We start from the raw sequence: 25,541 nt of genomic DNA on the forward strand, positions 1-25,541 counted from the left end.
TGAGGTGATCGACACCTCGCGGATGGATGCCGAGTACTGGTTCACCAACCTGCGGCGGACGGTGCGGCTGGAGGAGTCGGTGCGGGCGCTGGCGGGGGCGGGGCATCGGCTGTTCGTGGAGGTGAGTGCGCATCCGGTGCTGGTGCTGCCGGTGCAGGAGGCGGTGCCGGACGCGGTGGTGCTCGGCACTCTGCGCCGGGGTGAGGGTGGTCCGGAGCGGGTGGTGCGTTCGCTGGCCGAGGCGTTCGTGAGCGGTGCCGGTGTGGACTGGTCGGCGGTGTACGGGCGGGGCGTGGTCGTGGACCTGCCGACGTACGCCTTCCAGCGCGAGCGCTACTGGCTGGAGACGGACACCGCCCCGGAGCAGGTCGCCGCCGACCCGGTGGAGGCGGCGTTCTGGGAGGCGGTGGAGACACAGGACCTCACGGCACTCGTACGCGAGTTGGATGTGGAGCAGGAGTCCCTGAGCGACGTGCTGCCCGCCCTCGCGGCCTGGCGGCAACGGCGTCGTACGCAGAGCGTCCTCGACTCCTGGCGCTACCACGTCACCTGGGCCCCGCTTCCCGACCCGGCCCCCGCCACCCTGACCGGAACCTGGCTGCTCGCGGTGGAGGAAGGCGGCGCTGACAGCACGCTGGCCGAGTTCGTGCGCAACTCCCTGACGGCCGGCGGCGCACAGGTCGCGCTGGTCGAGGTGGGCGGCGAGGCCGACCGGGCCGCGGTAGCCGACCGGTTGAGGGAGGCCACCGGCGAGGCCGGCGCGGCGGGTGTCGTCTCCCTGCTGGGCCTCGCCGGGGAACCGCATCCCGCCCACCCCGGTGTGCCCCGCGGTCTCGCCCTCACCCTCGCGCTGATCCAGGCACTGGGCGACGCCGGAACCGACGCGCGGCTGTGGTGTGTCACGCGCGGTGCGGTGGCGGCCGGGGCGTCCGACCGGCTCGACAGCCCGGCACAGGCCGCCGTGTGGGGCCTGGGCCGGGTCGCCGCCCTCGAACACCCCCAGCAGTGGGGCGGCTTGGTCGATCTGCCCGCGGAACCGGACGAGGCCACCGCACGCCGCCTCCGGGCGGCGCTGGCCGGCCTCGCCGACGAGGACCAGCTCGCGTTGCGGCCCACCGGTGTCCTCGCCCGCAGGCTCGTACGGGCATCCGCCGCGGCCACATCGCCCGTCGGGACCTGGACGCCCCGGGGCACGGTGCTGCTGACCGGCGGGACCGGCGGCATCGGCGCGCAGATCGCGCGCTGGCTGGCCCGCAACGGCGCCGAGCACCTCGTGCTGACCAGCCGCAGCGGCCCGGACGCCCCGGGCGCCGACAAGCTCGCCGCCGAACTCACCGAACTGGGCGCCCGGGTGACGGTCGCCGCCTGCGACGTGACCGACCTCCCGGCCCTGCGGGACCTGGTCGCCCGGGTGGAGTCCGAGGGGCCGGCCATCCGCACGGTCATGCACATCGCGGGCGCCGGAGTGCTGGTGCCGCTCGCCGCCACCCACCTGGAGCAGTTCGCCGGCACGACCACCGCGAAGATCGCCGGCGCGGCCAACCTGGACACCGTCTTCGGCCACGCCGGCCTGGACGCCTTCGTGCTCTTCTCGTCCATCTCCGCCGTCTGGGGCAGCGGCGAGCACGGCGCCTACGCCGCCGCCAACGCCTACCTCGACGGCCTGGCCGAGCAGCGCCGGGCCCGCGGGCTGCCCGCCACCTCCGTGGTGTGGGGCATCTGGAGCCCGGAGGAGGGCGGCATGGCCGCCAACCTGGCCGAGGAGCAACTGCGCGGCCGCGGCATCCCGTTCATGTCGCCCGAGCTGGCCATCGACGGATTCCAGCAGGTGCTCGACCGGGACGAGACGGTCGTGGTCGTCGCGGACGTCGACTGGACACGCTTCGTGCCCGTCTTCACCTCCGCCCGGCCCAGCCCGCTGCTCGGCCAGGTGCCCGAGGTCGCGCGGATCCTCGCCGCCGACGCCCGGGCCGCACAGGACGCCGCCGACGAGTCCGGATCGCTGCGCGACCAGCTCGCCGGTCTGCCGCCGGCCGAACGTGACGCCGCCGTACTGGCGCTGGTCCGCACCCAGATCGCCGCCGTACTCGGCTATCCCGGATCCGACGCCGTCGACTCCGGCCGCGCCTTCCGCGAACTCGGCTTCGACTCCCTCAGCGCCGTCGACCTGCGCAACCGCCTCGGCGCGACGACCGGACTGCGCTTCCCCGTGACCGTCGTCTTCGACTACCCGAGCGCGCGCGACCTCGCCCGGCACGTCACCTCCGGCCTCTTCCCCGAGGGCGCGGCGGCCATCGACGACGGCCTCGACCCGGAGGACGCCGAGATCCGCCGGATCCTCACCTCCGTGCCGCTCGCCCGCCTGCGCGAGGCGGGCCTCCTGGAGGAACTGCGCCGCCTCGCGGACCCGGCCGGCCAGGACCCCGGCCCGGACGCGGAGCCCGCCGAATCCATCGACGAGCTGGACGTGGAGGACCTCGTCCGCCTCGCCTACGACAAGAACGACCTCTGACGAGACTCAAGCGGAGCTGACCATGAACCCCGATGACAAGATCGTTGGCGCCCTGCGGGAGTCTCTGAAGGAGACGGAACGACTGCGCAGGCTCAACCAGCAGATGACCGCCGCCTCCCGGGAGCCGATCGCGATCGTGGCGATGGGCTGCCGTTACCCGGGCGGCGTCCAGTCACCCGAAGACCTCTGGGAACTGCTCGGCGCGGGCCGGGACGCCGTCTCCGGCTTCCCCGGCAACCGCGGCTGGGACCTGGCCGCCCTCTACGACCCCGACCCGGACCGGCAGGGCACCTGCTACGCCACCGAGGGCGGATTCCTGCACGACGCCGACCGGTTCGACCCCGCCTTCTTCGGCATATCGCCGCGCGAGGCCACCGTGATGGACCCGCAGCAGCGCCTGCTGCTGGAGACCTCCTGGGAGACCCTGGAACGCGCGGGCATCGACCCCACGACCCTGCGCAACACCAGAACCGGCGTGTTCATCGGCACCGCCTACCAGGGCTACGCCCCCGACTGGCAGTACATGCCCGAGGGACTCGAAGGCCACCTGGTCACCGGTGTGTCCACCAGCATCGCCTCCGGCCGGATCGCCTACACCCTCGGCCTGGAGGGCCCCGCCGTCACGCTCGACACCGCCTGCTCGTCGTCCCTGGTCGCCCTGCACCTCGCCGTGCAGTCCCTGCGCCAGGGCGACTGCTCCCTGGCGCTCGCCGGCGGCGCCGCCGTGATGGGCGCCCCGATGGGCCTCATCGGCTTCGCCCGGCAGCGCGGCCTCGCCCAGGACGGCCGCTGCAAGGCCTTCGCCGAGGGCGCCGACGGCATGGGCCTCGGCGAGGGCGTCGGCATGCTGCTCCTGGAGCGGCTGTCCGACGCGCGCCGCAACGGGCACCCGGTGCTCGCGGTGGTCCGCGGCAGCGCCATCAACCAGGACGGTGCCTCCAACGGCCTGACCGCCCCCAGCGGCCGCGCCCAGCAGCGCGTCATCCGTCAGGCCCTCGCCAACTCCGGCCTGACGGCCGCCGACGTGGACGCCGTCGAGGCGCACGGCACCGGCACCTCGCTGGGCGACCCGATCGAGGCGGGCGCCCTGCTCGCGACGTACGGCCAGGACCGGCCGGAGGACCGGCCGGTGTGGCTGGGTTCGCTCAAGTCCAACATCGGCCACCCGCAGGCTGCGGCCGGCGTCGGCGGTGTCATCAAGATGGTGATGGCGCTGCGCCACGGCCTGCTGCCCCGCACCCTCCACGCGGAGGAACGCTCCTCCAAGATCGACTGGAGCGAGGGCGCGGTCGAACTGCTCACCGAGCCCCGCGACTGGCCCGAGACCCGGCTGCCGCGCCGGGCCGCCGTCTCCGCCTTCGGGGCGAGCGGAACCAACGCCCATGTGGTGCTGGAACAAGCCCCCGAGACGGAGGCCCCGGCCGCGGAGGCCGGGCGGGATTCCGTCCTCGGCGGTGCGGTGCTGCCGTGGGTGCTGTCGGGCCGCGGCGAGGCGGCCCTGCGCGGACAGGCCGAACGCCTTCTGGCCCACCTGGAGAGCATGCCCGGCCCGAACCCGGCCGACATCGCGCACTCCCTGGTCACCACCCGCACCACCTTCGACCGCCGCGCCGTGGTCCTCGGTACCGGACTCGCCGAACTCACCAAGGGCGTCGAGGCCCTGGCGGCCGGCCTCAAGGCCGACAACGTCGTCCAGGGTGCTGCCGTCGCGGATGCCCGTCCGGTGTTCGTGTTCCCGGGTCAGGGGTCGCAGTGGGAGGGGATGGCCGCGGAGTTGTTGGAGTCGTCGCCGGTGTTCGGCGCGCGGATGGCTGAGTGTGATGAGGCTCTGCGGGCGTTCGTGGACTGGTCGTTGGTGGATGTGGTGCGGGGTGTGGAGGGCGCGCCGGGGCTGGACCGGGTGGATGTGGTGCAGCCGGTGTTGTGGGCGGTGATGGTGTCGCTGGCGGAGGTGTGGCGTTCGTGCGGGGTGCTGCCGGCGGCTGTGGTCGGTCATTCCCAGGGGGAGATCGCGGCGGCTGTGGTGGCCGGGGCGTTGTCCTTGCGGGACGGGGCTCGGGTGGTGGCGTTGCGGTCGCGGGCGATCGCGGGCGGGCTGGCGGGCCGTGGCGGGATGCTGTCGGTGGGGCTGTCCGCGGAGGCGGCCGGCGAGTGGGTGGAGGACTCCGGGGGCCGGGTGTCGGTGGCGGCGGTCAACGGGCCGGGTTCCACGGTGCTTTCGGGTGAGGTTGCCGCTCTGGAGGAGATTCTTCGCCGGTGTGAGGCGGAGGGTGTGCGGGGCCGGATGATCCCGGTGGACTATGCCTCGCATTCGGCGCAGGTGGAGGAGATCCGGGAGGAGGTGCTGCGCGAACTGGCGCCGATCGAGGCGCGCAGTGGTTCGGTGGCGTTGTGCTCGACGGTGACGGGTGAGGTGATCGACACCTCGCGGATGGATGCCGAGTACTGGTTCACCAACCTGCGGCGGACGGTGCGGCTGGAGGAGTCGGTGCGGGCGCTGGCGGGGGCGGGGCATCGGCTGTTCGTGGAGGTGAGTGCGCATCCGGTGCTGGTGCTGCCGGTGCAGGAGGCGGTGCCGGACGCGGTGGTGCTCGGCACTCTGCGCCGGGGTGAGGGCGGTCCGGAGCGGGTGGTGCGGTCGCTGGCCGAGGCGTTCGTGAGCGGTGCCGGCGTGGACTGGTCGGCGGTGTACGGGCGGGGCGCGGTCGTGGACCTGCCGACGTACGCCTTCCAGCGCGAGCGCTACTGGTTGGAGTCGGACGCCGCGGCATGGCGGCGCCGTCCCCAGGGAGTCCTCGACTCCTGGCGCTACCGCATCACTTGGAAGCAGCTGGGCCATGTCGCCGCGCCCGCCGGTGACTCCCTCGCCGGCCGCACCTGGCTCGTGCTCGCGCCCGCCGGGCTCCCCCAGGCCGAGCGGATCACCGACGCCTTACGCGCGAGCGGCGCGGCCCCCGTGCTGATGGAGCTCACGGCCGAGGACGCCGACCGGGAGGCACTCGCCCGGCGGATCACCGGCGCCCTCGCCGGGAGCACGCCCGGCGGTGTGCTGTCCCTGCTGGCCACGGCCGAGCAGCCCTACGAGGAGGGCCGGGCCCAGCCGCTCGGCCTCGTGCTCAACACCCTGCTCCTCCAGGCGCTCGGCGACGCGGGCGTCGACGTACCGCTGTGGTACGTCACCCAGGGCGCCGTCGCCGCCGTGCCGGGCGAGCCGGTCGTGCGCCCGCTCCAGGCGCTGACCTGGGGCCTCGGCCGGATCGCCGCCGTCGAGCACCCGCAGCGGTTCGGCGGCCTGGTGGACCTGCCCGACGAGTGGCACGAGCCCCTGGCCGCCCGTCTGTGCGCCGTACTGGCCGGTGACGGCGAGGACCAGGTCGCCGTGCGCGGGCCCGGTCTGTACGGGCGGCGGCTCGTGCGGGCCGCGGCGGGCGTCCCCGGAGCCGAGGGACCCTGGACGCCGCAGGGCACCGTGCTGGTGACCGGCGGGACCGGCGGCCTGGGCGCGCACGTCGCACGCTGGCTCGCCCGCAACGGCGCCGAGCACCTCGTCCTCACCAGCCGCCGCGGCCCCGACGCCCCCGGCGCGGCCGAACTCGCGGCAGAACTGCGGGCGTCGGGTGTCGAGGTCACCCTGGAGGCCTGCGATGTGGCCGACCGGGCCGCGCTCGCCGCGCTCCTCCAGCGGCTCGACGAGCGGGGCGACACCCTGCGCGGGATCGTCCACACGGCCGGTGTCCTCGACGACGGTGTCCTCGACGGGCTGACCCCGCGGCGCGCCGACGGTGTGCTGCGTCCCAAACTGGACGCGGCCCTGAACCTGGACGAACTCACCCGGGACCGCGACCTGTCCGCGTTCGTGCTGTTCTCGTCCTTCGCGGGCACCCTCGGCGGCCCCGGCCAGGGCAGCTACGCCGCCGCGAACGCCTTCCTCGACGCCCTCGCCGAGCACCGCCGCGCCCAGGGCCTCCCCGCGACCTCCGTCGCCTGGGGCGCCTGGTCGGGCGGTGGCCTGGTCGACGACGCCGTCCAGGCGCGGCTCCGGGAGACCGGCATGCCCGCCATGGCACCCGACCTGGCGATCGCCGCGCTCCAGCAGGCGCTCGACGCCGGGGACGCCTACGTGGCCGTGGCGGACATCGAGTGGGACCGGCTGACCGCCGCCTCGCCCGGCCTGCGCTCCGCCGCCGTCCTCGACGACCTCCCCGAGGCCCGGCAGACTCCCGACCAGCAGGCCGCCGCAGCGGGGGCAGGCCGGGACACCGGCGCGGCCGGCGCCCTGGCCGACCGGCTCACCGCCCTGCCGGCGGAGGAGGCCCGCGCCCTGCTCGCCGACCTCGTCGCCGGCGAAGTGGCGGCCGCGCTCGGCTACGCCGGGCCCGCGGACGTCGAGGCCGGCCGCGCCTTCCGCGAGCTGGGCTTCGACTCGCTCACCGCCGTCGACCTGCGCAACCGGCTGAACTCCGCCACCGGGCTGCGGCTCCCGGTGACACTGGTCTTCGACTATCCGACCGTCACCGCCCTGAGCGACTACCTGCTCGGCGAACTCGTCGGCGACCTGCCCGTACCGGCCGCCCCCGCGGGCCCGGCCCCCGCAGCCGCCGGAGCCGACTCCGACCCGATCGCGATCGTCGCGATGAGCTGCCGCCTCCCCGGCGGGGTGACCACCCCCGAAGACCTGTGGGACCTGCTCGGCGAGGGCCGGGACGCCATCTCCGCCCTGCCCGCCGACCGCGGCTGGGACATCGAGCGCCACTGGGACCCCGACCCCGACAAGCCCGGCACCTTCTACGCCACCGGCGGCGGATTCCTCTACGACGCCGACCACTTCGACCCGGAGTTCTTCGGCATCTCCCCGCGCGAGGCCCTGGCGATCGACCCGCAGCAGCGGCTGCTGCTGGAAACCGCCTGGGAGACCTTCGAGCGGGCCGGCATCGACCCGGCCACGGTCCGCGGCACCCAGGCCGGCGTGTTCATCGGCGCCAGCTACAACGACTACGGCTCCCGCTTCCACCGGGCGCCCGAGGAGTTCGAGGGCTACCTCGCCACCGGCAGCGCCAGCAGCGTCGCCTCCGGCCGCATCTCCTACACCTTCGGCCTGGAGGGGCCGGCCGTCACCGTCGACACCGCCTGCTCCTCCTCCCTGCTGGCCCTGCACCAGGCGGCCCAGGCCCTGCGGCACGGCGAGTGCACCATGGCCCTGGCCGGGGGAGTGGTCGTGATGTCCACCCTGGACACCTTCATCGAGTTCAGCCGCCAGCGCGCCATGTCCCCGGACGGCCGCTGCAAGGCCTTCTCCGCCGACGCCGACGGCGCCGGCTGGGCCGAGGGCGTCGGCATGGTCCTGCTGGAGCGCCTCTCCGACGCGCGCCGCAACGGCCACCGGGTGCTGGCGGTGGTCCGGGGCAGCGCGGTCAACCAGGACGGCGCCTCCAACGGCCTGACCGCCCCCAACGGCCCCTCCCAGCAGCGCGTCATCCGTCAGGCCCTCGCCAACTCCGGCCTCACGGCCGCCGACGTGGACGCCGTCGAGGCCCACGGCACCGGCACCTCGCTCGGCGACCCGATCGAGGCGGGCGCCCTCCTCGCGACGTACGGCAAGGAACGCGGTGACGGCCCGCCCCTGTGGATCGGCTCCCTGAAGTCCAACATCGGCCACACCCAGGCGGCCTCCGGCATCGCGAGCGTGATCAAGACGGTGCTGGCCCTGGAGCACGCCGTGCTCCCGCGGACCCTCCACGCCGACGAGCCGTCCCCCGACATCGACTGGACGTCCGGCACGGTGGAACTCCTCACCGAGGCCCGCGACTGGCCGGACACCGGCCGCCCCCGCCGCGCCGGCGTCTCCTCCTTCGGCGTCAGCGGCACGAACGTCCACATGATCCTGGAGCAGGCCCCGGAGCAGACGCCCGAGCCGCCCTCGGCCGCCGCACCCGGTGCGGTGCCCTGGGTGGTTTCCGGACGCGGAGCCGAGGCCGTACGGGCTCAGGCCGAGCGGCTGCGGGCGTTCGTCACCGAGCGTCCCGGGCTGACCCCGGCGGATGTCGGGTTGTCCCTGGTCACGTCCCGTGCGGCGTTCTCGCACCGTGCGGTGGTGACCGGTTCGGACCGCGAGGAGCTGCTCCAGGGGCTGCGGCAGATCGCCGACGGTGTGGTCGAGCCCGGTGTGGCGGGTTCGGGCCGGACCGCGGTGCTGTTCACCGGCCAGGGTGCTCAACGGCTGTGGATGGGCCGCGAGTTGTACGAGGCCCACCCGGTGTTCGCCGAGGCATTCGACGAGATCTGCGCCCTTTTCGACACGGAGCTGCCCACGCCGCTGAGGGACGTCGTCTTCGGCACCGACGCCGCCGAGCTGGACCGGACGGTGTTCACGCAGGCGGGGTTGTTCGCGCTGGAGGTGGCGCTGTTCCGGCTGGTCTCCTCTTGGGGGGTCGCTGCGGATTTCGTCCTGGGCCATTCGGTCGGTGAGCTGGCGGCGGCGCATGTGGCGGGGGTGTTCTCGCTGGAGGACGCGTGCCGTCTGGTGGCGGCGCGGGGCCGGCTGATGCAGGCGCTCCCGGCGGGCGGCGCGATGGTCGCGCTGCAGGCCGGTGAGGACGTGGTGCGTGGGCTGCTGGAGGGCTGTGAGGACCGGGTGTCCATCGCGGCGGTCAACGGGCCGTTGTCGACGGTCGTCTCCGGTGACGAGGAGTCCGTTCTGCAGTTGGCGGAGCTGTCGGGTGTGAAGGCCAAGCGGCTGGTGGTCTCGCATGCGTTCCACTCGCCGTTGATGGAGCCGATGCTCGCGGAGTTCGAGCAGGTGGCCGCCTCTGTCACCTACCAGGCACCCCGGTTGTCGGTGGTGTCGAACGTGACCGGTGCCGTCGCCGGGCCGGAGGAACTGACGACTGCCGGTTATTGGGTGCGGCATGTGCGTCAGGCGGTGCGTTTCGCGGACGGTATGCGGGCGCTGGAGGCGGCGGGTGTTCGGCGTTACGTCGAGGTCGGTCCGGGCGGTGTGCTGTCCGCGATGGGTCAGGAGTGCGTGGACGCGGGGGCGTTCGTCCCGCTGCTGCGCAAGGACCGTCCCGAGGCGGAGAGCCTGATGGCCGGGATCGGCCGGTTCTTCGCCGACGGCGGCGCCGTGGACTGGGCGGAGGTGTTCGCCGGGCGTGGCGGCAGGCGGGTCGAGCTGCCGACGTACGCCTTCCAGCGCCGCCGCTACTGGCTGGAAGCACCGTCGGACACGGGCGACGTGACCTCGGCGGGCCTCGGTGCGGCTGAGCACCCCCTGCTGGGTGCGGCGGTGGACCTGCCGGAGTCGGGGGCGCTGGTGCTGACGGGCCGGCTGTCGGTGAGCGGGCAGCCGTGGCTGGCGGACCACGCGGTGTCGGGGTCGGTGCTGTTCCCCGGGACCGCGTTCCTGGAGCTGGCGATGGGTGCGGGGGAGCAGGCCGGGTGCGGCAGGGTCGAGGAGCTGACCCTGGAGGCGCCCCTGGTCCTGACCGAGCGCACCGCAGTCACCGTGCAGATCAGCGTCGCCGCGCCGGACGAGGACGGCGGCCGCGCCATCAGCATCCACTCCCGCCCGCAGGACGCCGACACCGACGCGGCCTGGACCCGCCATGCCACCGGCGTCCTGTCCGCGGAGGTCGCCCCGGGCTCGTACGACCTGGGCGGCGTGTGGCCGCCGGAGGGCGCGCAGCCGGTGGACGTGGAGGACCTCTACGAACGGTTCGCCGGGAACGGGTTCGGGTACGGGCCCGCGTTCCAGGGGCTGCGCGCCGCCTGGCTGCGGGGCGACGAGGTGTTCGCCGAGGTCCGCCTGCCGCAGGAGCTGCACAGCGCGGCCGGCGCCTACGGCCTGCACCCCGCGCTGCTCGACGCCGCCCTGCACACCATCGCCCTCGGGCCCATGCTCCAGGCGGGCGAGGGCCGGCTGCCGTTCTCCTGGACGGGGGTGACCCTGCACGCCTCGGGCGCGAGCGAGGTACGCGTACGACTCACCCCCAACGGGACCGACACGGTCGCCCTGACGGTGGCGGACGCCATCGGGCAGCCGGTGGCCACGGTCGACTCGCTCGTCCTGCGCAAGCGGCCCGAGCGGCTCGGCACCTCGGGCGGCGTCCACGAGTCCCTGTACCGGCTCGACTGGACCGAGCCGCGGCCCGCGAAGCCGTCGCCGGACCGACAGCGCTGGGCGGTGCTGGGCGGCACCGGCGGGGCCCTGCCCGCGACCGTGCGGACCACGAGCCTGGCCGAGCTCGCGCGGAGCTCCGAGCCGGTGCCCGGCGTGGTGCTCGTGCCGTGCGGGGCCTCGCGGCCCGGCGCGGCCGGCGTACGCGAAGCCGTCCACCACGCCCTGGAGCTGGTGCAGGGCTGGCTGGCGGAGGAGCGGTTCGCGGACGCGCGGCTGGTGTTCCTGACCCGGGGCGCGGTGGCCGTGGAGCCCGGCGAGGGTGTGGCGGACCTCGGGCAGGCGGCGGTGTGGGGTCTGGTGCGGTCGGCGCAGTCGGAGAACCCGGAGCGGTTCGTGCTGGTCGACCTGGACGACGCGGCGGACGTGGACGACGCGGTCGGCGGGGACGGCGAGTCGCCGGGCGCCGGGGAGGCAGGCCCGGCCGGACTTCTGCACCCCGCGCTGCCCGCCGCCCTCGCGACCGGTGAGCCCCAGCTCGCCCTGCGGGACGGCGAGGTACGCGCCGCCCGGCTCGCGGTCGTGCCCGGGACGGCCGAGCCCGCCGAGGTGCCCGCCTGGGACCCGCAGGGCACCGTGCTGATCACCGGTGCCACCGGCACCATCGGCGCGGTGATGGCCCGTCACCTGGTGGCGGCGCACGGGATGCGGCATCTGCTGCTGGTGAGCAGGCGGGGTGCCGGAGCGGAGGGTGCCGCCGAACTCGCCGAGGAGCTGCGGGAGTCGGGTGCGGAGTCGGTGGACTTCGCGGCGTGCGACGTGGCCGACCGGGAGGCGCTGGCCGGGGTGCTGGCCGGCATCCCGGCGGAGCGTGCGCTGACGGCCGTGGTGCACACGGCGGGAGTGCTCGACGACGGGGTCGTCTCCTCGCTGACGCCGGAGCGGGTGGACCGGGTGCTGCGGCCCAAGGTCGACGCCGCGCTCCACCTGCACGAACTCACCCGCGACCATGACCTGGCGGCCCTGGTGCTGTTCTCCTCCATCGCCGGGTCGTTCGGCGGCATGGGCCAGGGCAACTACTCGGCGGCCAACGCCTTCCTCGACGCCTTCGCCCAGCAGTGCCGGGCCCAGGGCTTCCCGGTGCAGTCGATGGCGTGGGGCCTGTGGGCGGAGCGCAGCGACATGACCGGCAAGCTGGACGGCGCCGACCTGTCCCGGCTGGCCCGCGGTGGCATCGTGCCGTTCTCCTCGGCGGAGGGCGCGGAGCTGTTCGACACCGCCCGCGCCCTGGACCTTCCGGTCGTGCTGCCGATGCGGCTGGACACGGCCGCCCTCGCCGCCCAGCCCGGCCCCGTGCCGGCGCTGCTGCGCGGTCTGGTCGGGGCACCCCGCCGCAAGGCCGCCAGGCGTGGCGCGGCAGCCGCCGGACCGGGCACCCGCCCCGAGGGCGGGCTGCGGCAGCACCTGTCCACGCTGCCGGAGCCCCAGCGCGGCCGCTTCCTGCTGGACCTGGTCCAGACGACCGCGGCGAACGTCCTCGGCTTCACCGACGCCACGGCCGTGGACGCCGAACGGGGCCTGCTCGACCTCGGCTTCGACTCGCTGACCGCCGTCGAACTGCGCAACCAGCTCGGCCGGGCCACCGGGCTGCGCCTGCCGGTCACCCTGCTCTTCGACCAGCCGACCTCCCAGGCGATCGCCCGGTACCTGGAGTCCGAGCTCGCACCGGAGGAGTACTCCGCCGCCGGTGCGGTCTTCCCCGGACTCGACGAACTGGAACGGCAGATGCCCGGGTTCGCGGCCGACGAGGAGGCCCGTGCCCGGCTCGCCGGGCGCCTCCAGGACCTGCTGGCGCAGCTGGGCGCGGACCCGGGCGCAGGCGGCGACACGGCCGTGTCCACCCGCATCGACTCCGCCTCGGACGACGAGATCTTCGACTTCATCGAGAACGAACTCGGCCTGTCCTGAAACACCCCTCGAAAGACCCACGGGCACCCGCCGGTGCCCGTGGGCGCTCCTCAACTCCGAGACTTCAACGGCATTCGCAAAGAAACGGGCGGTAAAGGTGAGCGAGGACAAGCTCCGCGACTATCTCAAGCGCGTGACCACGGATCTGCACCGCACTCGCCAGCGCCTCGCGGACGCCGAGGGGCGGGACCGGGAGCCGATCGCCGTCGTCGGCATGGCGTGCCGCTACCCCGGCGGGGTCACCTCACCGGAGGACCTGTGGGACCTGGTGGCCGCCGGCCGTGACGCGATCGGCGGCTTCCCCGCCGACCGCGGCTGGGACCTGGACGCGCTGTACGACCCCGACCCCGACAAGCCGGGCACGAGCTACGCCCGGGAGGGCGGCTTCATCGCCGACGCCGACCACTTCGACCCGGCGTTCTTCGGGATCTCCCCGCGCGAGGCCCTCGCCATGGACCCGCAGCAGCGGCTGCTGCTGGAGACGGCGTGGGAGGCCGTGGAGCGGGCCGGCATCGACCCGACCTCCCTGAAGGGCAGCGGCACCGGTGTGTTCGCCGGCGTGATGTACCAGGACTACGGCTCGCGGCTGCGGGACGTGCCCGAGGACGTGGAGGGCTACGTCGGCAGCGGCGGCTCGGGCAGCATCGCCTCCGGCCGCATCTCCTACACCTTCGGCCTGGAGGGCCCGGCCGTCACGGTCGACACCGCCTGCTCCTCCTCCCTGGTCGCCCTGCACCTCGCCGCACACTCGCTGCGCCGGGGGGAGTGCTCGCTGGCGCTGGTGGGCGGCTCGATGGTGATGTCGACGCCGGTCGCGTTCGTCGACTTCAGCCGTCAGCGGGGCCTCGCCACCGACGGCCGCTGCAAGGCGTTCTCGGCGGACGCCGACGGCACCGGCTGGGGCGAGGGCGTCGGCATGCTGGTGGTGGAGCGGCTGTCCGACGCGCGCCGCAACGGACACCGGGTGCTGGCGGTGGTCCGGGGCAGCGCGGTCAACCAGGACGGCGCGAGCAGCGGCCTGACCGCCCCGAACGGCCCCTCGCAGCAGCGCGTCATCCGGGCCGCCCTCGCCGACGCGGGTCTGACGGCGGCCGACGTGGACGCCGTCGAGGCCCACGGCACCGGCACCTCGCTCGGCGACCCGATCGAGGCGGGCGCCCTCCTCGCGACGTACGGCAAGGACCGTCCCGAGGGCCGGCCCCTGTGGCTGGGCTCCCTGAAGTCCAACATCGCGCACACGCAGGCGGCCGCCGGCGTCGGCGGCGTCATCAAGACGGTCATGGCCCTGCGGCACGGAGTGCTCCCCAAGACGCTGCACGCCGAGGCCCCTTCGGCGGACGTCGACTGGTCCTCGGGCGCGGTCGAACTGCTCACCGAGGCCCGCGACTGGCCGGACACCGGCCGCCCCCGCCGCGCCGGCGTCTCCTCCTTCGGCTTCAGCGGCACGAACGCGCACGTCATCCTGGAGCAGGCCCCCGAGGAGCAGCCGGAGGAGCCGGAGCAGCAGCCGGTGGCCGTCGCCGCTCCGGGGGTCGTGCCGTGGGTCGTGTCGGGGCGCGGGCCGGAGGCGGTGCGCGCACAGGCCGAGCGGCTGCGGGCGTTCGTCGCCGGGCGTCCCGAACTGGCGCCGGCGGACGTAGCGTTGTCGCTGGTCACGTCACGTGCCGCGCTGTCCCACCGGGCGGTGGTGGTCGGCGCGGACCGCGAGGAACTGCTGCGCGGCCTGGAGCAGGTCGCGGACGGGCTGGTCGAGCCGGGAGCCGTGGGCGCGGGCCGTACGGCCGTGCTGTTCACCGGCCAGGGCGCCCAGCGGCTCGGGATGGGCCGTGAACTGTACGAGGCTTTCCCGGTGTTCGCCTCCTCCTTCGACGAGGTCTGCGCGCTGCTGGACCCCCGGCTGCCCGCACCGCTCAAGGACGTCGTCCTCGGCACGGAAGGCGACCTGCTGGACCGGACGCTGTTCACGCAGACGGGGCTGTTCGCGCTGGAGGTGGCGCTGTTCCGGCTGGTGACCTCGTGGGGTGTCGAGCCCGACTTCCTGCTGGGCCATTCGGTCGGGGAGCTGGCGGCGGCGCATGTGGCGGGCGTGTTCTCGCTGGAGGACGCCTGCCGTCTGGTCGCCGCGCGGGCCGGGCTGATGCAGGCGCTCCCGGCGGGCGGCGCGATGATCGCCCTGCAGGCCGGTGAGGACGTGGTGCGTCCCCTGCTGGCGGGCTACGAGGACAAGGTGTCGATCGCCGCCGTCAACGGCCCCGTCTCCACGGTGATCTCGGGCGAGGCGAAGGCCGTGGAGGAGATCGCGGCCGCGTCCGGGTTCAAGGCCAGCAGGCTGCGCATATCCGTCGCCTCGCACTCGCCGCTGATGGAGCCGGTGCTGGCGGAGTTCGAGAAGGTGGCCGCCTCCGTCACCTACCACCCCCCGCGGATTCCCGTCGTGTCCAACGTGACCGGCGCGATGGCCGACCCGCAGGAGCTGACCTCGCCCGGGTACTGGGTGCGCCACGTGCGCGCGGCGGTCCGCTTCACGGACGGCATGCGGGCGCTGGAGTCGGCGGGTGTACGCCGTTACATCGAGGTCGGACCCGGCGGTGTGCTGTCCGCGATGGGCCAGCAGTGCGTGGACGGCGGCCTGTTCGCGCCGCTGCTGCGCAAGGACCGTCCCGAGCCGGAGAGTCTGCTGGCGGGAATCGGCCGGTTCTTCGCCGACGGCGGCACGGTGGACTGGCCGGCGGTCCTCGCCGGAAGGGGCGGCAGGCTCGTGGAGCTGCCGACGTACGCCTTCCAACGCCGGCGCTTCTGGCTGGATTCGACACCGGACGCGGGCGATGTGACGTCGGCCGGACTCGGTGCCGCGGGGCATCCGCTGCTCGGCGCGGCGGTGGAGCTGCCCGAGTCGGACGCGCTGGTGCTGACCGGCCGGCTGTCGGTGAGCGGGCAGCCGTGGCTGGCGGACCACGCGGTGTCCGGATCGGTGCTGTTCCCGGGCACGGCCTTCCTGGAACTGGCCGTGGGCGCGGGGGAGCAGGTCGGCTACGGCCTGGTGGAGGAGCTGACACTGGGAGCGCCGCTCGTCCTGACCGAACGGGCCGCCGCCGTCGTGCGGGTGACCGTCGGCGCGCCCGACGACGACGGCCGGCGCCCGCTGTCCGTGCACTCCCGTCCCGAGGGCGCCGGCTTCGGCGAGCCCTGGACCCGGCACGCCACCGGTTCCCTCCTCCCGACGTCGCCGGAGGCCGCCGACGAGCTGACCGCGTGGCCGCCCGCCGACGCGACCGAGCTCGACGTCAGCGACCTCTACGAGCGGTACGCGGCGAACGGGTTCGCGTACGGCCCGGCGTTCCAGGGGCTGCGCGCCGCCTGGCTGCGGGGCGACGAGGTGTTCGCCGAGGTGAGCCTGCCCCGGCAACTGCACGAGAGCGCGGCCGACTTCGGCCTGCACCCGGCCCTGCTCGACGCCGCCCTGCACGGCATCGCCCTCGGTACCCTCTTCGACGGGGAGCAGGACACGGACACCGCCCGCGGACGGCTGCCGTTCTCCTGGACCGGCGTGACCCTGCACGCCTTCGGGGCGGACGAGCTGAGGGTGCGCATCTCCCCGGCCGGACCGGACGGCGTGTCCCTCTTCGTGGCGGACGCGGCCGGACAGCCCGTGGCGACCGTCGAGAGCCTGCTGCTGCGCAAGATGGCGGACGATCAGGTCGGCACCGCGCGTGCCGCGGCCAGCGACGCCCTCTTCCGGCTCGACTGGCCCGCCGCCCCGGCCGCCGCGGCCGCCGCGGCCCTGCCCCGCGCCGCACTGGTCGGGGACGACGGCCTGAAGATCACCGAGACGATGTTCGACAGCGGCGTCCACCTGGAGTCGTACGCCGACCTGGAGTCGCTGCGCGCCGCCGCCGACGCCGGTACGGCGGTCCCCGGCGCGGTGTTCGTCTCCTGCCGGCCCGACACGGCCGGGGTGCGGGAAGCGGTGTACGAGGCCCTGGAGCTGGTGCAGGGCTGGCTGGCGGAGGAGCGGTTCGCGGACGCGCGGCTGGTGTTCCTGACCCGGGGCGCGGTGGCCGCCGAGCCCGGGGACGGCGTGGCGGATCTGGCGCACGCGGCCGTCTGGGGCCTGGTGCGCTCGGCGCAGTCGGAGAACCCGGAGCGGTTCGTGCTGGCCGACCTGGACGAGGACGAGGCGTCCGTACGGGCGCTGCCCGCCGCCCTCGCGACCGGTGAGGCCCAGCTCGCCCTGCGCCGCGGTGTCTCCCACACCCCGCGGCTGTCCCGCGCCCGCACCGAGGCCGCGGCGGCGACGGCCCTCGACCCGGACGGCACCGTACTGATCACCGGCGCCACCGGAAGCCTCGGCAGCCTGGTGGCCCGTCACCTGGTGGCGGCGCACGGGATGCGGCATCTGCTGCTGGTGAGCAGGCGGGGTGCCGGAGCGGAGGGTGCCGCCGAACTCGCCGAGGAGCTGCGGGCGTCGGGTGCGGAGTCGGTGGGCTTCGCGGCGTGCGACGTGGCCGACCGGGAGGCGCTGGCCGGGGTGCTGGCCGGCATCCCGGCGGAGCGTGCGCTGACGGCCGTGGTGCACACGGCGGGAGTGCTCGACGACGGGGTCGTCTCCTCGCTGACGCCGGAGCGGGTGGACCGGGTGCTGCGGCCCAAGGTCGACGCCGCGCTCCACCTGCACGAACTCACCCGCGACCACGACCTGTCCGCGTTCGTGCTGTTCTCCTCCGCCGCCGGCGTCCTCGGCGGCGCGGGCCAGGGCAACTACGCCGCCGCCAACACCTTTCTGGACGCGCTGGCCCAGCACCGCCGGGCCCGGGGACTGCCCGCCCACTCCCTCGCCTGGGGTCTGTGGGCCCCCTCCGGCGGCATGACCAGCCAGGTCGACACCACCCAGACCGCACGCTCCGGCATCGCCCCGCTCACCCCCGAACAGGGCCTGGAACTCCTCGACACCGCCCTCGGCCTCGACACAGCGCTGCTCATCCCGATGCGCGTCGACCTCACCGGCCTGCGCGCGTCCGCGGCCTCCGGATCCGTACCGCCGCTGCTGCGCGGGCTGGTGCGCGCCCCGGCCCGGCGGTCCGGCACGAGCGGTCCGGCACCCGCCGGGAACGGCGGCTCGCTGCGCGGGCGGCTCGCCGGACTGGCCGAGGACGAACAGCGGGCGCTGCTCCTCGAGTTGGTGCGCACCCAGGTGGCCACCGTCCTCGGGCACGCGGACGCCTCCGCCGTGGAGGCCGGGCACGAGTTCGTCGACTCCGGCTTCGACTCGCTCACCGCGGTCGAACTGCGCAACCGGCTCAACGCGGCCACCGGCCTCCGACTGCCCGCCACGCTCGTCTTCGACCACGACACCCCCGCCGACCTCGCCGCCCGGCTGTGGTCGGAACTCGCCGCCGCACCCGCCACGGACGCCCCCGACCGGGCGCCCACCTCGGCGGCGGCACCGGCCGAGGGTGAGTCGACCACACTCGGCGCGCTGTACACCCAGGCGTTCGAGACCGGCAAATGGAAGGAGATCTTCGACCTGCTGCACGCGACGGCCGCCCTGCGCCCGAGGTTCGAGACCCCCGACGACCTCGACCGGCTGCCCACTCCCGTGCGGCTCAGCAAGGGGCCGGCCGAACACCACCTGTTCTGCTTCTCCTCCTGCCTCGCCGTCGCCGGCGTCCACCAGTACGCCCGGTTCGCCGCCTCGCTGCGCGGCCGGCGCAACGTCTCCGCTCTGGCGCTGCCCGGCTTCGGGCGCGGCGAGAGCCTTCCGGAGACCGCGGACGCCGTGGTCGCGGCGCAGGCCAGAGCCGTCGCCGAAGCCGCCGACGGTGCGCCCGTGGTGCTGCTGGGCTCCTCGGCGGGCGGCTGGTTCGCCCACGCCGCGGCCGGCCACCTGGAGGAGATGGGCATCCGGCCGGCGGCGGTCGTCCTGGTCGACACCTATGTGCCGCAGAGCAGCATCCTCACCCAGTTCGGGCTGTCCCTCATGGACGGAATGACCGAGCGCGAGGGCGTCTTCGTCACCATGGACGACGCCCGGCTGTCCGCCATGGGCTGGTATCTGAGCCTGTTCGGCACCTGGCAGCCCAAGCCCGTCGAGACCCCGACCCTGCTGGTACGGGCGACCGAGCCGCTGCCCACCGGATCCGTCCGGCTGGAGGAACTGCCCGACTGGCGCTCCTACTGGGACCTGCCCCACGACGTCGTCGACGTGCGCGGCAACCACTTCACGATGATGGAGGACTTCTCCTCCCCGACCGCGCAGGCCATCGAGGACTGGATCGAGCGGCTGCCCCGCACCACCGGCTGACCCCGCGAACCGGCCGCACGGGCCGGACGAGAACCGGCCGTACCCGCCGGAAGAGAACCGGCCGCACGGCCCGGACGAGAACCGGCCGTACCCGCCGGAAGAGAACCGGCCGCACGCGCCGGACGAGAGAGGAAAGAGAAGACCCATGGCATTGCCCGCAACGGACGAGAGCCTGTGGCTGCGCAGGTTCCATCCGCGCCCGCAGGCCGAGATCAGCCTGGTGTGCCTGCCGCACGCCGGCGGCGCGGCGAGCTTCTACCACCCGCTGTCGGAGCTGCTGCCCCCACACGTGGAGGCGCTGGCCGTGCAGTACCCGGGCCGCCAGGACCGGCGGCGCGACCCCTTCATAGAGAGCGTCCCCGAACTGGCCCGGGAGATCTTCACGGTGCTGCGCCCGCGCCTGGACCGGCCGATCGCGCTGTTCGGCCACAGCATGGGCGCCAGCGTGGGCTTCGAGCTGGCCCGGCTGCTCGAAGGGGAACGCGACACCGTGCCGGTGGCGTTCTTCGCCTCCGGCCGGCCCGCCCCTTCCCGGCACCGCAGCAACGACATCCACCGGCTCGACGACGACGGCATCATCGCCGAACTGCAGCGGGTCAGCGGAACCGACGCCCGCATCCTCGGCGACGCCGAACTGCTGCGCGTCGCCCTGCCCGCCATCCGCGCCGACTACAAGGCGGCGGAGACCTACCAGTACCGGCCCGGCCCCCGGCTGCGCTGCGACATCGTCGCCCTCACCGGCGACCGTGACGAACGCGTCGAGGTCGACGAGGTCGCGTCCTGGCAGGCGCACACCTCCGGCTCGTTCCGCCTGCGGGTCTTCCCCGGCGGCCACTTCTACCTCGGGGAGCAGAGAGCGGCGGTGGCCGACGTCATCGCGGACACGCTCCGCAGCGCGACGGCCGCACCCGCCCACCCCTCCCTCTGAGACGAGGTCCCCGACGATGCGCATCCTGTTCGCCACCGTGTCCGAGCGGTCGCACCTGTACACCATGGTTCCGCTCGCCTGGGCGCTGTCGGCCGCCGGCCACGAGGTGCGCGTGGCCAGCAGCCCCGCCCTGGCCGGCCCCATCATGAGCACCGGCCTGACCGCCGTCTCCCTGGGCACCGACCACAACCTGCACGAGATGCTCAAGGAGAACCGCGACTCGCTGGAGAACCCCCTGTCGGACTGGAGCGATCCGGTCCTCGACTCCCACAGCTGGGAACAGGTGCTGATGAAGTTCAAGGTCAGCGTCATGTTCGCCTACCAGACCTACAACGACTGCCTGGTGCACGACCTGGTGGACTACGCCCGCCACTGGCGGCCCGACCTCGTCGTCTGGGACCCCGTCACCTACGCCGGACCGGTCGCCGCCCGGGTGGTCGGCGCCGCCCACGCCCGCCTGATGTGGTGCATCGACATCTACTCCGCGATGCGCGACGTGTTCCTCGCCCGGCTCGCCGAACAGCCCCCCGAGCGCCGCGAGGACCCGCTCGCGGAGTGGCTCGGCGGACTGCTGCGGCGCCACGGATCCGACTTCGACGAGGAGGTCGTCACCGGGCAGTGGAGCATCGACCAGATACCCGCCAGCCTCCAACTGCCGCTCACCGTGGACCGGCTGGGGATGCGCTACGTCCCCTACAACGGGCCCTCGCAGCTGCCCGACTGGCTGCGCCGGGAGCCGGAGCGGCCGCGCGTCGTCCTCACCTCCGGTGTGTCGGCCAGGGCCGCGCTCGGCGGTACGTTCATGCCCGTCACCGACATGATCGGCACGCTCGGCGAACTCGACGCGGAGGTCGTCGCCGCCCTCCCGCCGGAGGAGCTGGAGTCGCTGGAGAAGGTCCCCGCCAACACCCGCCTGGTCGACTTCGTGCCGCTGCACGCGCTGCTGCCCAGTGCCTCGGTCCTCATCCACCACGGCGGCTTCGGCTCCTGGGGCACCGCGCTCGCCAACGCCGTACCGCAGCTCGTCCCCACCATCCGCTACGCCGACTGGTGGAACAAGGCGCTCAGCGTGCAGCAGGCAGGCGCCGGACTGGCCGTCCACGCCTCCGAGCTGACCCCGGACGTGCTGCGCGACGGCGTGCACCGGCTGATCACCGACCCCTCCTTCCGGGACAACGCCGAGCGGCTGCGCCAGGAGAACCTGGCCGCGCCCAGCCCGCACGACGTCGTGGCGGAACTGGAGCGGCGCACCGCGGAGCACCGCCGGTGAAGGCCCGCGAGCTGGCGGTGCCCGGCGCCTGGGAGTTCACCCCCGAGGTGCACCGCGACAGCAGGGGAGCGTTCGTCGCCCACTACACGGAGAGCGAGTTCGCCCGTGTCACCGGCCGACGGCTGCGTCTGGGCCAGAACCACCACAGCATCTCCCGCCGCGGCGCCGTCCGCGGGGTGCACTACGCCGACGTACCGCCCGGCCAGGCCAAGGTGGTGTGCTGCACCGCGGGCGAGCTGCTGGACGTCGTCGTCGATCTCAGGGTCGGCTCGCCCACCTTCGGCCGCTGGGACAGCGTGGTGCTGGACGCGCACTCCTACCGCGCGGTCTACCTCGAGGAGGGCCTCGGGCACGCCTTCATCGCCCTGCGCGACGGCACCGTGGCCGCCTACCTCAACTCGGCCGAGTACAACCCGTCCGCCGAGCACGAGATCGACCCGTTCGACCCGCAACTCGGCCTGCCCTGGCCGAGCGACGTCGAGTACCTGGTCTCCGACCGGGACCGGGGTGCCCCGACCCTCGCCGAGGCCGAACGCGCCGGACTGCTGCCCTCGTACGAGGCCTGCCGCGCTCTGAACGCCGGCCGGCGGGGCCCGTCCGGCGCCTGACCGCGGCCCCCGGTGAGCGGTATCGGCCGACCGGTGGATGCGGGGTATCAACCGATCGGCCGATGCCCGGGATCCACCCGGTGGGCGTCCGCCGGGCCGATCCGCCGCCGGCCCACGGGCCCTACGGTGGAAGCATGAGGAAAGCGACCGAGAAAGGCACACCAGAATGCCGCTGATCCAGGTGAGGAATCTGCGGAAGGAATACCGCGGACATGTCGCCGTAGCCGATGTCTCCTTCGATGTGGAAGAAGGCGAGATCTTCGGCATTCTCGGCCCGAACGGCGCCGGAAAGACGACCGCCGTGGAATGCATCGAGGGAATGCGGAAAAGGGACGGCGGACAGGTCGACGTCATGGGCCTGGATCCGCTGACCGATGTCGCCGAACTCCGGCAGAACATCGGCATTCAGCTCCAGCAGAGCGAACTGCCGCCCAAACTGAAGGTGTGGGAGGCGCTCGACCTCTACAGCTCCTTCTACAACAACCCCGTCGACTGGCGTGAACTCATCGAGGAGTGGGGCCTGTCGGAGAAGGCCGACACGGCGTTCGGCGCGCTCTCCGGCGGCCAGCAGCAGCGCCTGTCCATCGCCCTCGCCCTCGTCGGCAGGCCACGCATCGCGGTGTTCGACGAGCTGACGACCGCGCTCGACCCGCACGCCCGGCGCGAGACCTGGAAGCTCATCGAGAAGGTGCGCGCCCAGGACGTCACCGTGCTGCTCGTGACGCACTTCATGGAGGAGGCCGAGCGGCTCTGCGACCGCATCGCCATCATCGAGTCCGGCCGGGTGGTCGCCCTCGACACGCCCTCGGGGCTGGTCTCCTCCATCGACGAGCAGCAGATCATCCGGTTCAAGCCGTCGGCCCCCCTGGACGACACCCTGCTGACCTCGCTGCCCGAGGTGACCAGCGTCAGCCGGTCCCACTCGCAGGTCACCGTCACCGGCAAGGGCAATGTCGTCTACGCGGTGATCTCCGTCCTGGCCCGCAACCAGATCGTGGCCAACGAACTGCGCCTGGAACAGGCCAGCCTCGACGACGCGTTCGTCGCCCTCACCGGCTCCCGGCCGGCCCGCTGAACCCGCCGAGTCCCGGCCCGCCACCCCCGCACCGAGGAGACGTCACCCATGTCCGGGCGTACCAAGCTCATCGCCGTGGAGAGCAAGCTGTTCCTGCGCGACCCCACCGCGGTCTTCTTCGTCATCGCGCTGCCGATCATGCTGCTGTCCATCTTCCACGTCATCACCACCAACTCCGACGACGACGCCGAGACCAAGGCCGCCATGGCCGCGTTCGTGCCGGCCATGGCCATGTCCATGTGCCTGACCATGCTGGCGCTCAACGTGCTGCCCACCACGCTCGCCACCTACCGGGAGAAGGGCATCCTGCGCCGCATGGCCGCGAGCCCGGTCCACCCGGCGAACCTGCTGGGCGCGCAGCTGTTCATCAACCTCGTCACCGCGGTGGTCTCCGCCGTGCTCGTGCTCGTCGTCGGCGCCGCCGCCTTCGACACCGACATGCCCGGCGACTTCCCCGCCTTCCTCGCCGCTTTCGCGCTCGGCACCTGGGCGCTGTTCGCCGTCGGGCTGCTCGTCGCGGCCCTCGCCCCGAGCAGCAAGTCCGCCACCGCGATCGGCTTGTCCCTGCTCTTCCCCAGCCTCTTCTTCGGCGGCGTGTTCCTGCCGAAGGAGGATCTGCCGGACGCCGTGTCTACCATCGGCGACTACACTCCGCTCGGCGCCGCGCTGCAGGCGCTGCGGGACGCCTGGGAGGGCGACTGGCCCAGCACCCTGCACCTCGCGGTGCTCGCGGTGACGGCGGTGGCCGCGACCGCGGCGGCCGCCAGACTGTTCCGCTGGGAATGAGGTGTTCGCGACGACGTACGACGACGGCGTCAGGTGGGAGCGGCACTCCGACATCGTGTTCGGGGTGCTGCCCTACTTCCTGCTGCTGCTGTCGACGGCCATCAGCCTGGCGCACGGCGCGGCGGCCTGGGACCCCGGCGACCGGCTGATCACCCTCGCCCTGGTGGGCGCGGCCGCCGTGTGGATCCTCGGCACCTTCACCCTGCCCACCCGCGGCAGGGGCCGCAGCGGCTACGCCCAACTGCCCACCGCGCTCTACTTCGCCGGCCTGCTCGGCATCTCCGCGGTGCTGCTCACCCGCGACCAGGTGTTCGTGCTGTTCGCCGCCACCGGATTCGTGCAGGCCCTGGTGCTGCTGCCGACCCCGTGGGCGTTCGTCTGCGTCGCCGTCGCCTCGTTCCTCGTCAACACCGTGCCGGACGGGTTCCCCGAGCCCGACGCCGGCGCCGTCACCCGCTACGCGGGCGGGATCGCCCTGCAGACGGCCGTCATCGGCTGGGTCAACCTGCTCTCCCGGCGCCTCACCGAGCAGCACGAACAGCGCAAGCGGACCGTCGCCGAACTCCAGGCGGCACTCGCGGAGAACGCCGGACTGCACGCCCAACTCGTCGCCCAGGCACGGGAGGCGGGCGTGCACGACGAACGCCAGCGGATGGCGGGCGAGATCCATGACACCCTCGCCCAGGGGCTGGCCGGCATCATCCGCCAACTGGAGGCGGCCGAACACGCCAAGGGCGACGAGGAGCGCTGGCAGCGCCACCTGGACGCCGCCCGCGACCTGGCCAGGCAGAGCCTCACCCAGGCCCGCCGCTCCGTCCAGGCGCTGCGCCCCGAGCAGTTGGAGACGTCCTCGCTGCCCGACGCCATAGCGGACCTCGCCGGGCGGTGGTCTCGCGAGCACGCGGTCAAGGCCGACTTCGCGCTGACCGGCCGGGCCGCGCCGATGCACGCCGAACTGGAGGCGACGCTCTACCGGGTGGCGCAGGAGGCCCTCGCCAACGTCGCCAAGCACGCCGGCGCCTCCCGGGCCGGCATCACCCTGTCGTACATGGACGACGTCGTCCTGCTCGACGTCGTCGACGACGGCGCCGGCTTCGACCCGCCGGCCGCCCGGTCCGGGACCGCCGCACCCGACGGCAGCGGACTCGGCCTGGTCGCCATGCGTCGCCGGCTCCAGCGCGTCGCCGGTACGTTGGAGATCGAGAGCGCGCCCGGCGAGGGCACGGCCATCGGCGCGGGCGTTCCCTTCATCCCTCCCCCGGAAGCCGGTGCATGAGCGCGAACCCGATCCGAAGCCAGGACCAGAACCCCATCCGTATCGTCATCGTCGACGACCACCCCGTGGTCCGCGACGGCCTGCGCAGCGTCCTGGAACGCGACCCCGACTTCGAGGTCGTCGGCGAGGCCGAGGACGGCGAGGAGATCGTCGCACGCTATCGGCAGTTCGCCGCCGACGTCGTCCTGATGGATCTGCGCATGCCCCGCCTCGGCGGAGTCGGCGCCATCAAACAGCTGCTCGGCACGGACCCGGACGCGCGGATCCTGGTGCTCACCACCTACGACAACGACAGCGACGTCGTGGACGCGCTCGCCGCCGGCGCCACCGGCTACCTCCTCAAGGACATCTCCCGCGAGGAGCTGACCCGCGCGGTGCGCGCCGCCGCGGCCGGCCAGTCCGTGCTGTCCCCGGCCGTCACCAGCCGCGTGCTCGGCCGGATGCGGGGGCCGACGCGCGGCCCGCTCAGCCAGCGCGAGCTGGAGGTGCTCCGCCTCATCGCCGACGGCGCCACCAACCGCCAGGTCGCCGCCACACTGTTCATCAGCCAGGCCACGGTGAAGACCCACCTCCTGCACGTCTACGAGAAACTCGGCGTCAACGACCGCGCCGCCGCGGTCAGCGAGGCCCACAAACGGAATCTGTTTTCCTGAACCCCCTTTTTTCTTATCCGGAACACGACCGGTAGGGGTGGTCCGATAGGG

The 25,541-nt window shown here is 73.8% G+C and carries 10 protein-coding genes; all 10 read left to right on the forward strand.

All coding sequences use genetic code 11. From position 1 onward, the window contains the following. The coding region (locus ACIGXJ_RS31590) for an SDR family NAD(P)-dependent oxidoreductase (protein ID WP_399652632.1) at nucleotides 1-2,512 on the forward strand (2,512 nt) is incomplete at its 5' end. A 64-nt stretch (nucleotides 2,513-2,576) separates the two neighbouring features. Next, nucleotides 2,577-12,593 (forward strand): SDR family NAD(P)-dependent oxidoreductase, encoded by a 10,017-nt coding sequence (locus ACIGXJ_RS31595; protein ID WP_399653291.1) that lies wholly within the window; start codon nucleotides 2,577-2,579, stop codon nucleotides 12,591-12,593. A gap of 97 nt (nucleotides 12,594-12,690) precedes the next feature. Then, entirely contained in the window at nucleotides 12,691-18,894 is a 6,204-nt protein-coding gene (locus tag ACIGXJ_RS31600; RefSeq protein ID WP_399652635.1) for a type I polyketide synthase, read from the forward strand. Nucleotides 18,895-19,039: 145 nt separating this feature from the next. Further along, entirely contained in the window at nucleotides 19,040-19,822 is a 783-nt protein-coding gene (locus ACIGXJ_RS31605; RefSeq protein ID WP_399652637.1) for a thioesterase II family protein, read from the forward strand. Nucleotides 19,823-19,838: 16 nt separating this feature from the next. After that, complete coding sequence (locus ACIGXJ_RS31610; RefSeq protein WP_399652640.1) at nucleotides 19,839-21,092, forward strand: activator-dependent family glycosyltransferase; 1,254 nt, start codon at nucleotides 19,839-19,841, stop codon at nucleotides 21,090-21,092. Continuing rightward, complete coding sequence (locus ACIGXJ_RS31615; RefSeq protein WP_399652643.1) at nucleotides 21,089-21,700, forward strand: dTDP-4-dehydrorhamnose 3,5-epimerase family protein; 612 nt, start codon at nucleotides 21,089-21,091, stop codon at nucleotides 21,698-21,700. The genes ACIGXJ_RS31610 and ACIGXJ_RS31615 overlap by 4 nt, the downstream gene beginning before the upstream one ends. Nucleotides 21,701-21,866: 166 nt before the next feature. Continuing rightward, the gene (locus tag ACIGXJ_RS31620) at nucleotides 21,867-22,775 is read left to right on the forward strand and encodes an ABC transporter ATP-binding protein (protein ID WP_399652645.1); all 909 of its coding nucleotides are present in this window, start codon (nucleotides 21,867-21,869) and stop codon (nucleotides 22,773-22,775) included. A gap of 48 nt (nucleotides 22,776-22,823) precedes the next feature. Then, on the forward strand, nucleotides 22,824-23,561 hold the full coding sequence (locus ACIGXJ_RS31625) for an ABC transporter permease (RefSeq protein ID WP_399652648.1): 738 nt from the start codon (nucleotides 22,824-22,826) through the stop codon (nucleotides 23,559-23,561). Between the two features lies 1 nt (nucleotide 23,562). Continuing rightward, nucleotides 23,563-24,837 (forward strand): sensor histidine kinase, encoded by a 1,275-nt coding sequence (locus tag ACIGXJ_RS31630; RefSeq protein ID WP_399652652.1) that lies wholly within the window; start codon nucleotides 23,563-23,565, stop codon nucleotides 24,835-24,837. After that, a complete protein-coding gene (locus tag ACIGXJ_RS31635) occupies nucleotides 24,834-25,490 on the forward strand; it encodes a response regulator (protein WP_399652654.1) in 657 nt (218 codons plus the stop codon). Before ACIGXJ_RS31630 ends, ACIGXJ_RS31635 begins: the two co-directional genes overlap by 4 nt. Nucleotides 25,491-25,541: the final 51 nt, after the last annotated feature.

The organism is Streptomyces sp. NPDC053367 (assembly GCF_044545925.1).
Taxonomy (GTDB): Bacteria; Actinomycetota; Actinomycetes; order Streptomycetales; family Streptomycetaceae; genus Streptomyces.

Bases quoted from the DNA above. Each gene is read 5' to 3' on its own strand.
- ACIGXJ_RS31605 (WP_399652637.1), top strand. From the start codon at position 19,040: ATGGCATTGCCCGCAACGGACGAGAGCCTGTGGCTGCGCAGGTTCCAT.
- ACIGXJ_RS31610 (WP_399652640.1), top strand. From the start codon at position 19,839: ATGCGCATCCTGTTCGCCACCGTGTCCGAGCGGTCGCACCTGTACACC.
- ACIGXJ_RS31620 (WP_399652645.1), top strand. From the start codon at position 21,867: ATGCCGCTGATCCAGGTGAGGAATCTGCGGAAGGAATACCGCGGACAT.
- ACIGXJ_RS31625 (WP_399652648.1), top strand. From the start codon at position 22,824: ATGTCCGGGCGTACCAAGCTCATCGCCGTGGAGAGCAAGCTGTTCCTG.
- ACIGXJ_RS31635 (WP_399652654.1), top strand. From the start codon at position 24,834: ATGAGCGCGAACCCGATCCGAAGCCAGGACCAGAACCCCATCCGTATC.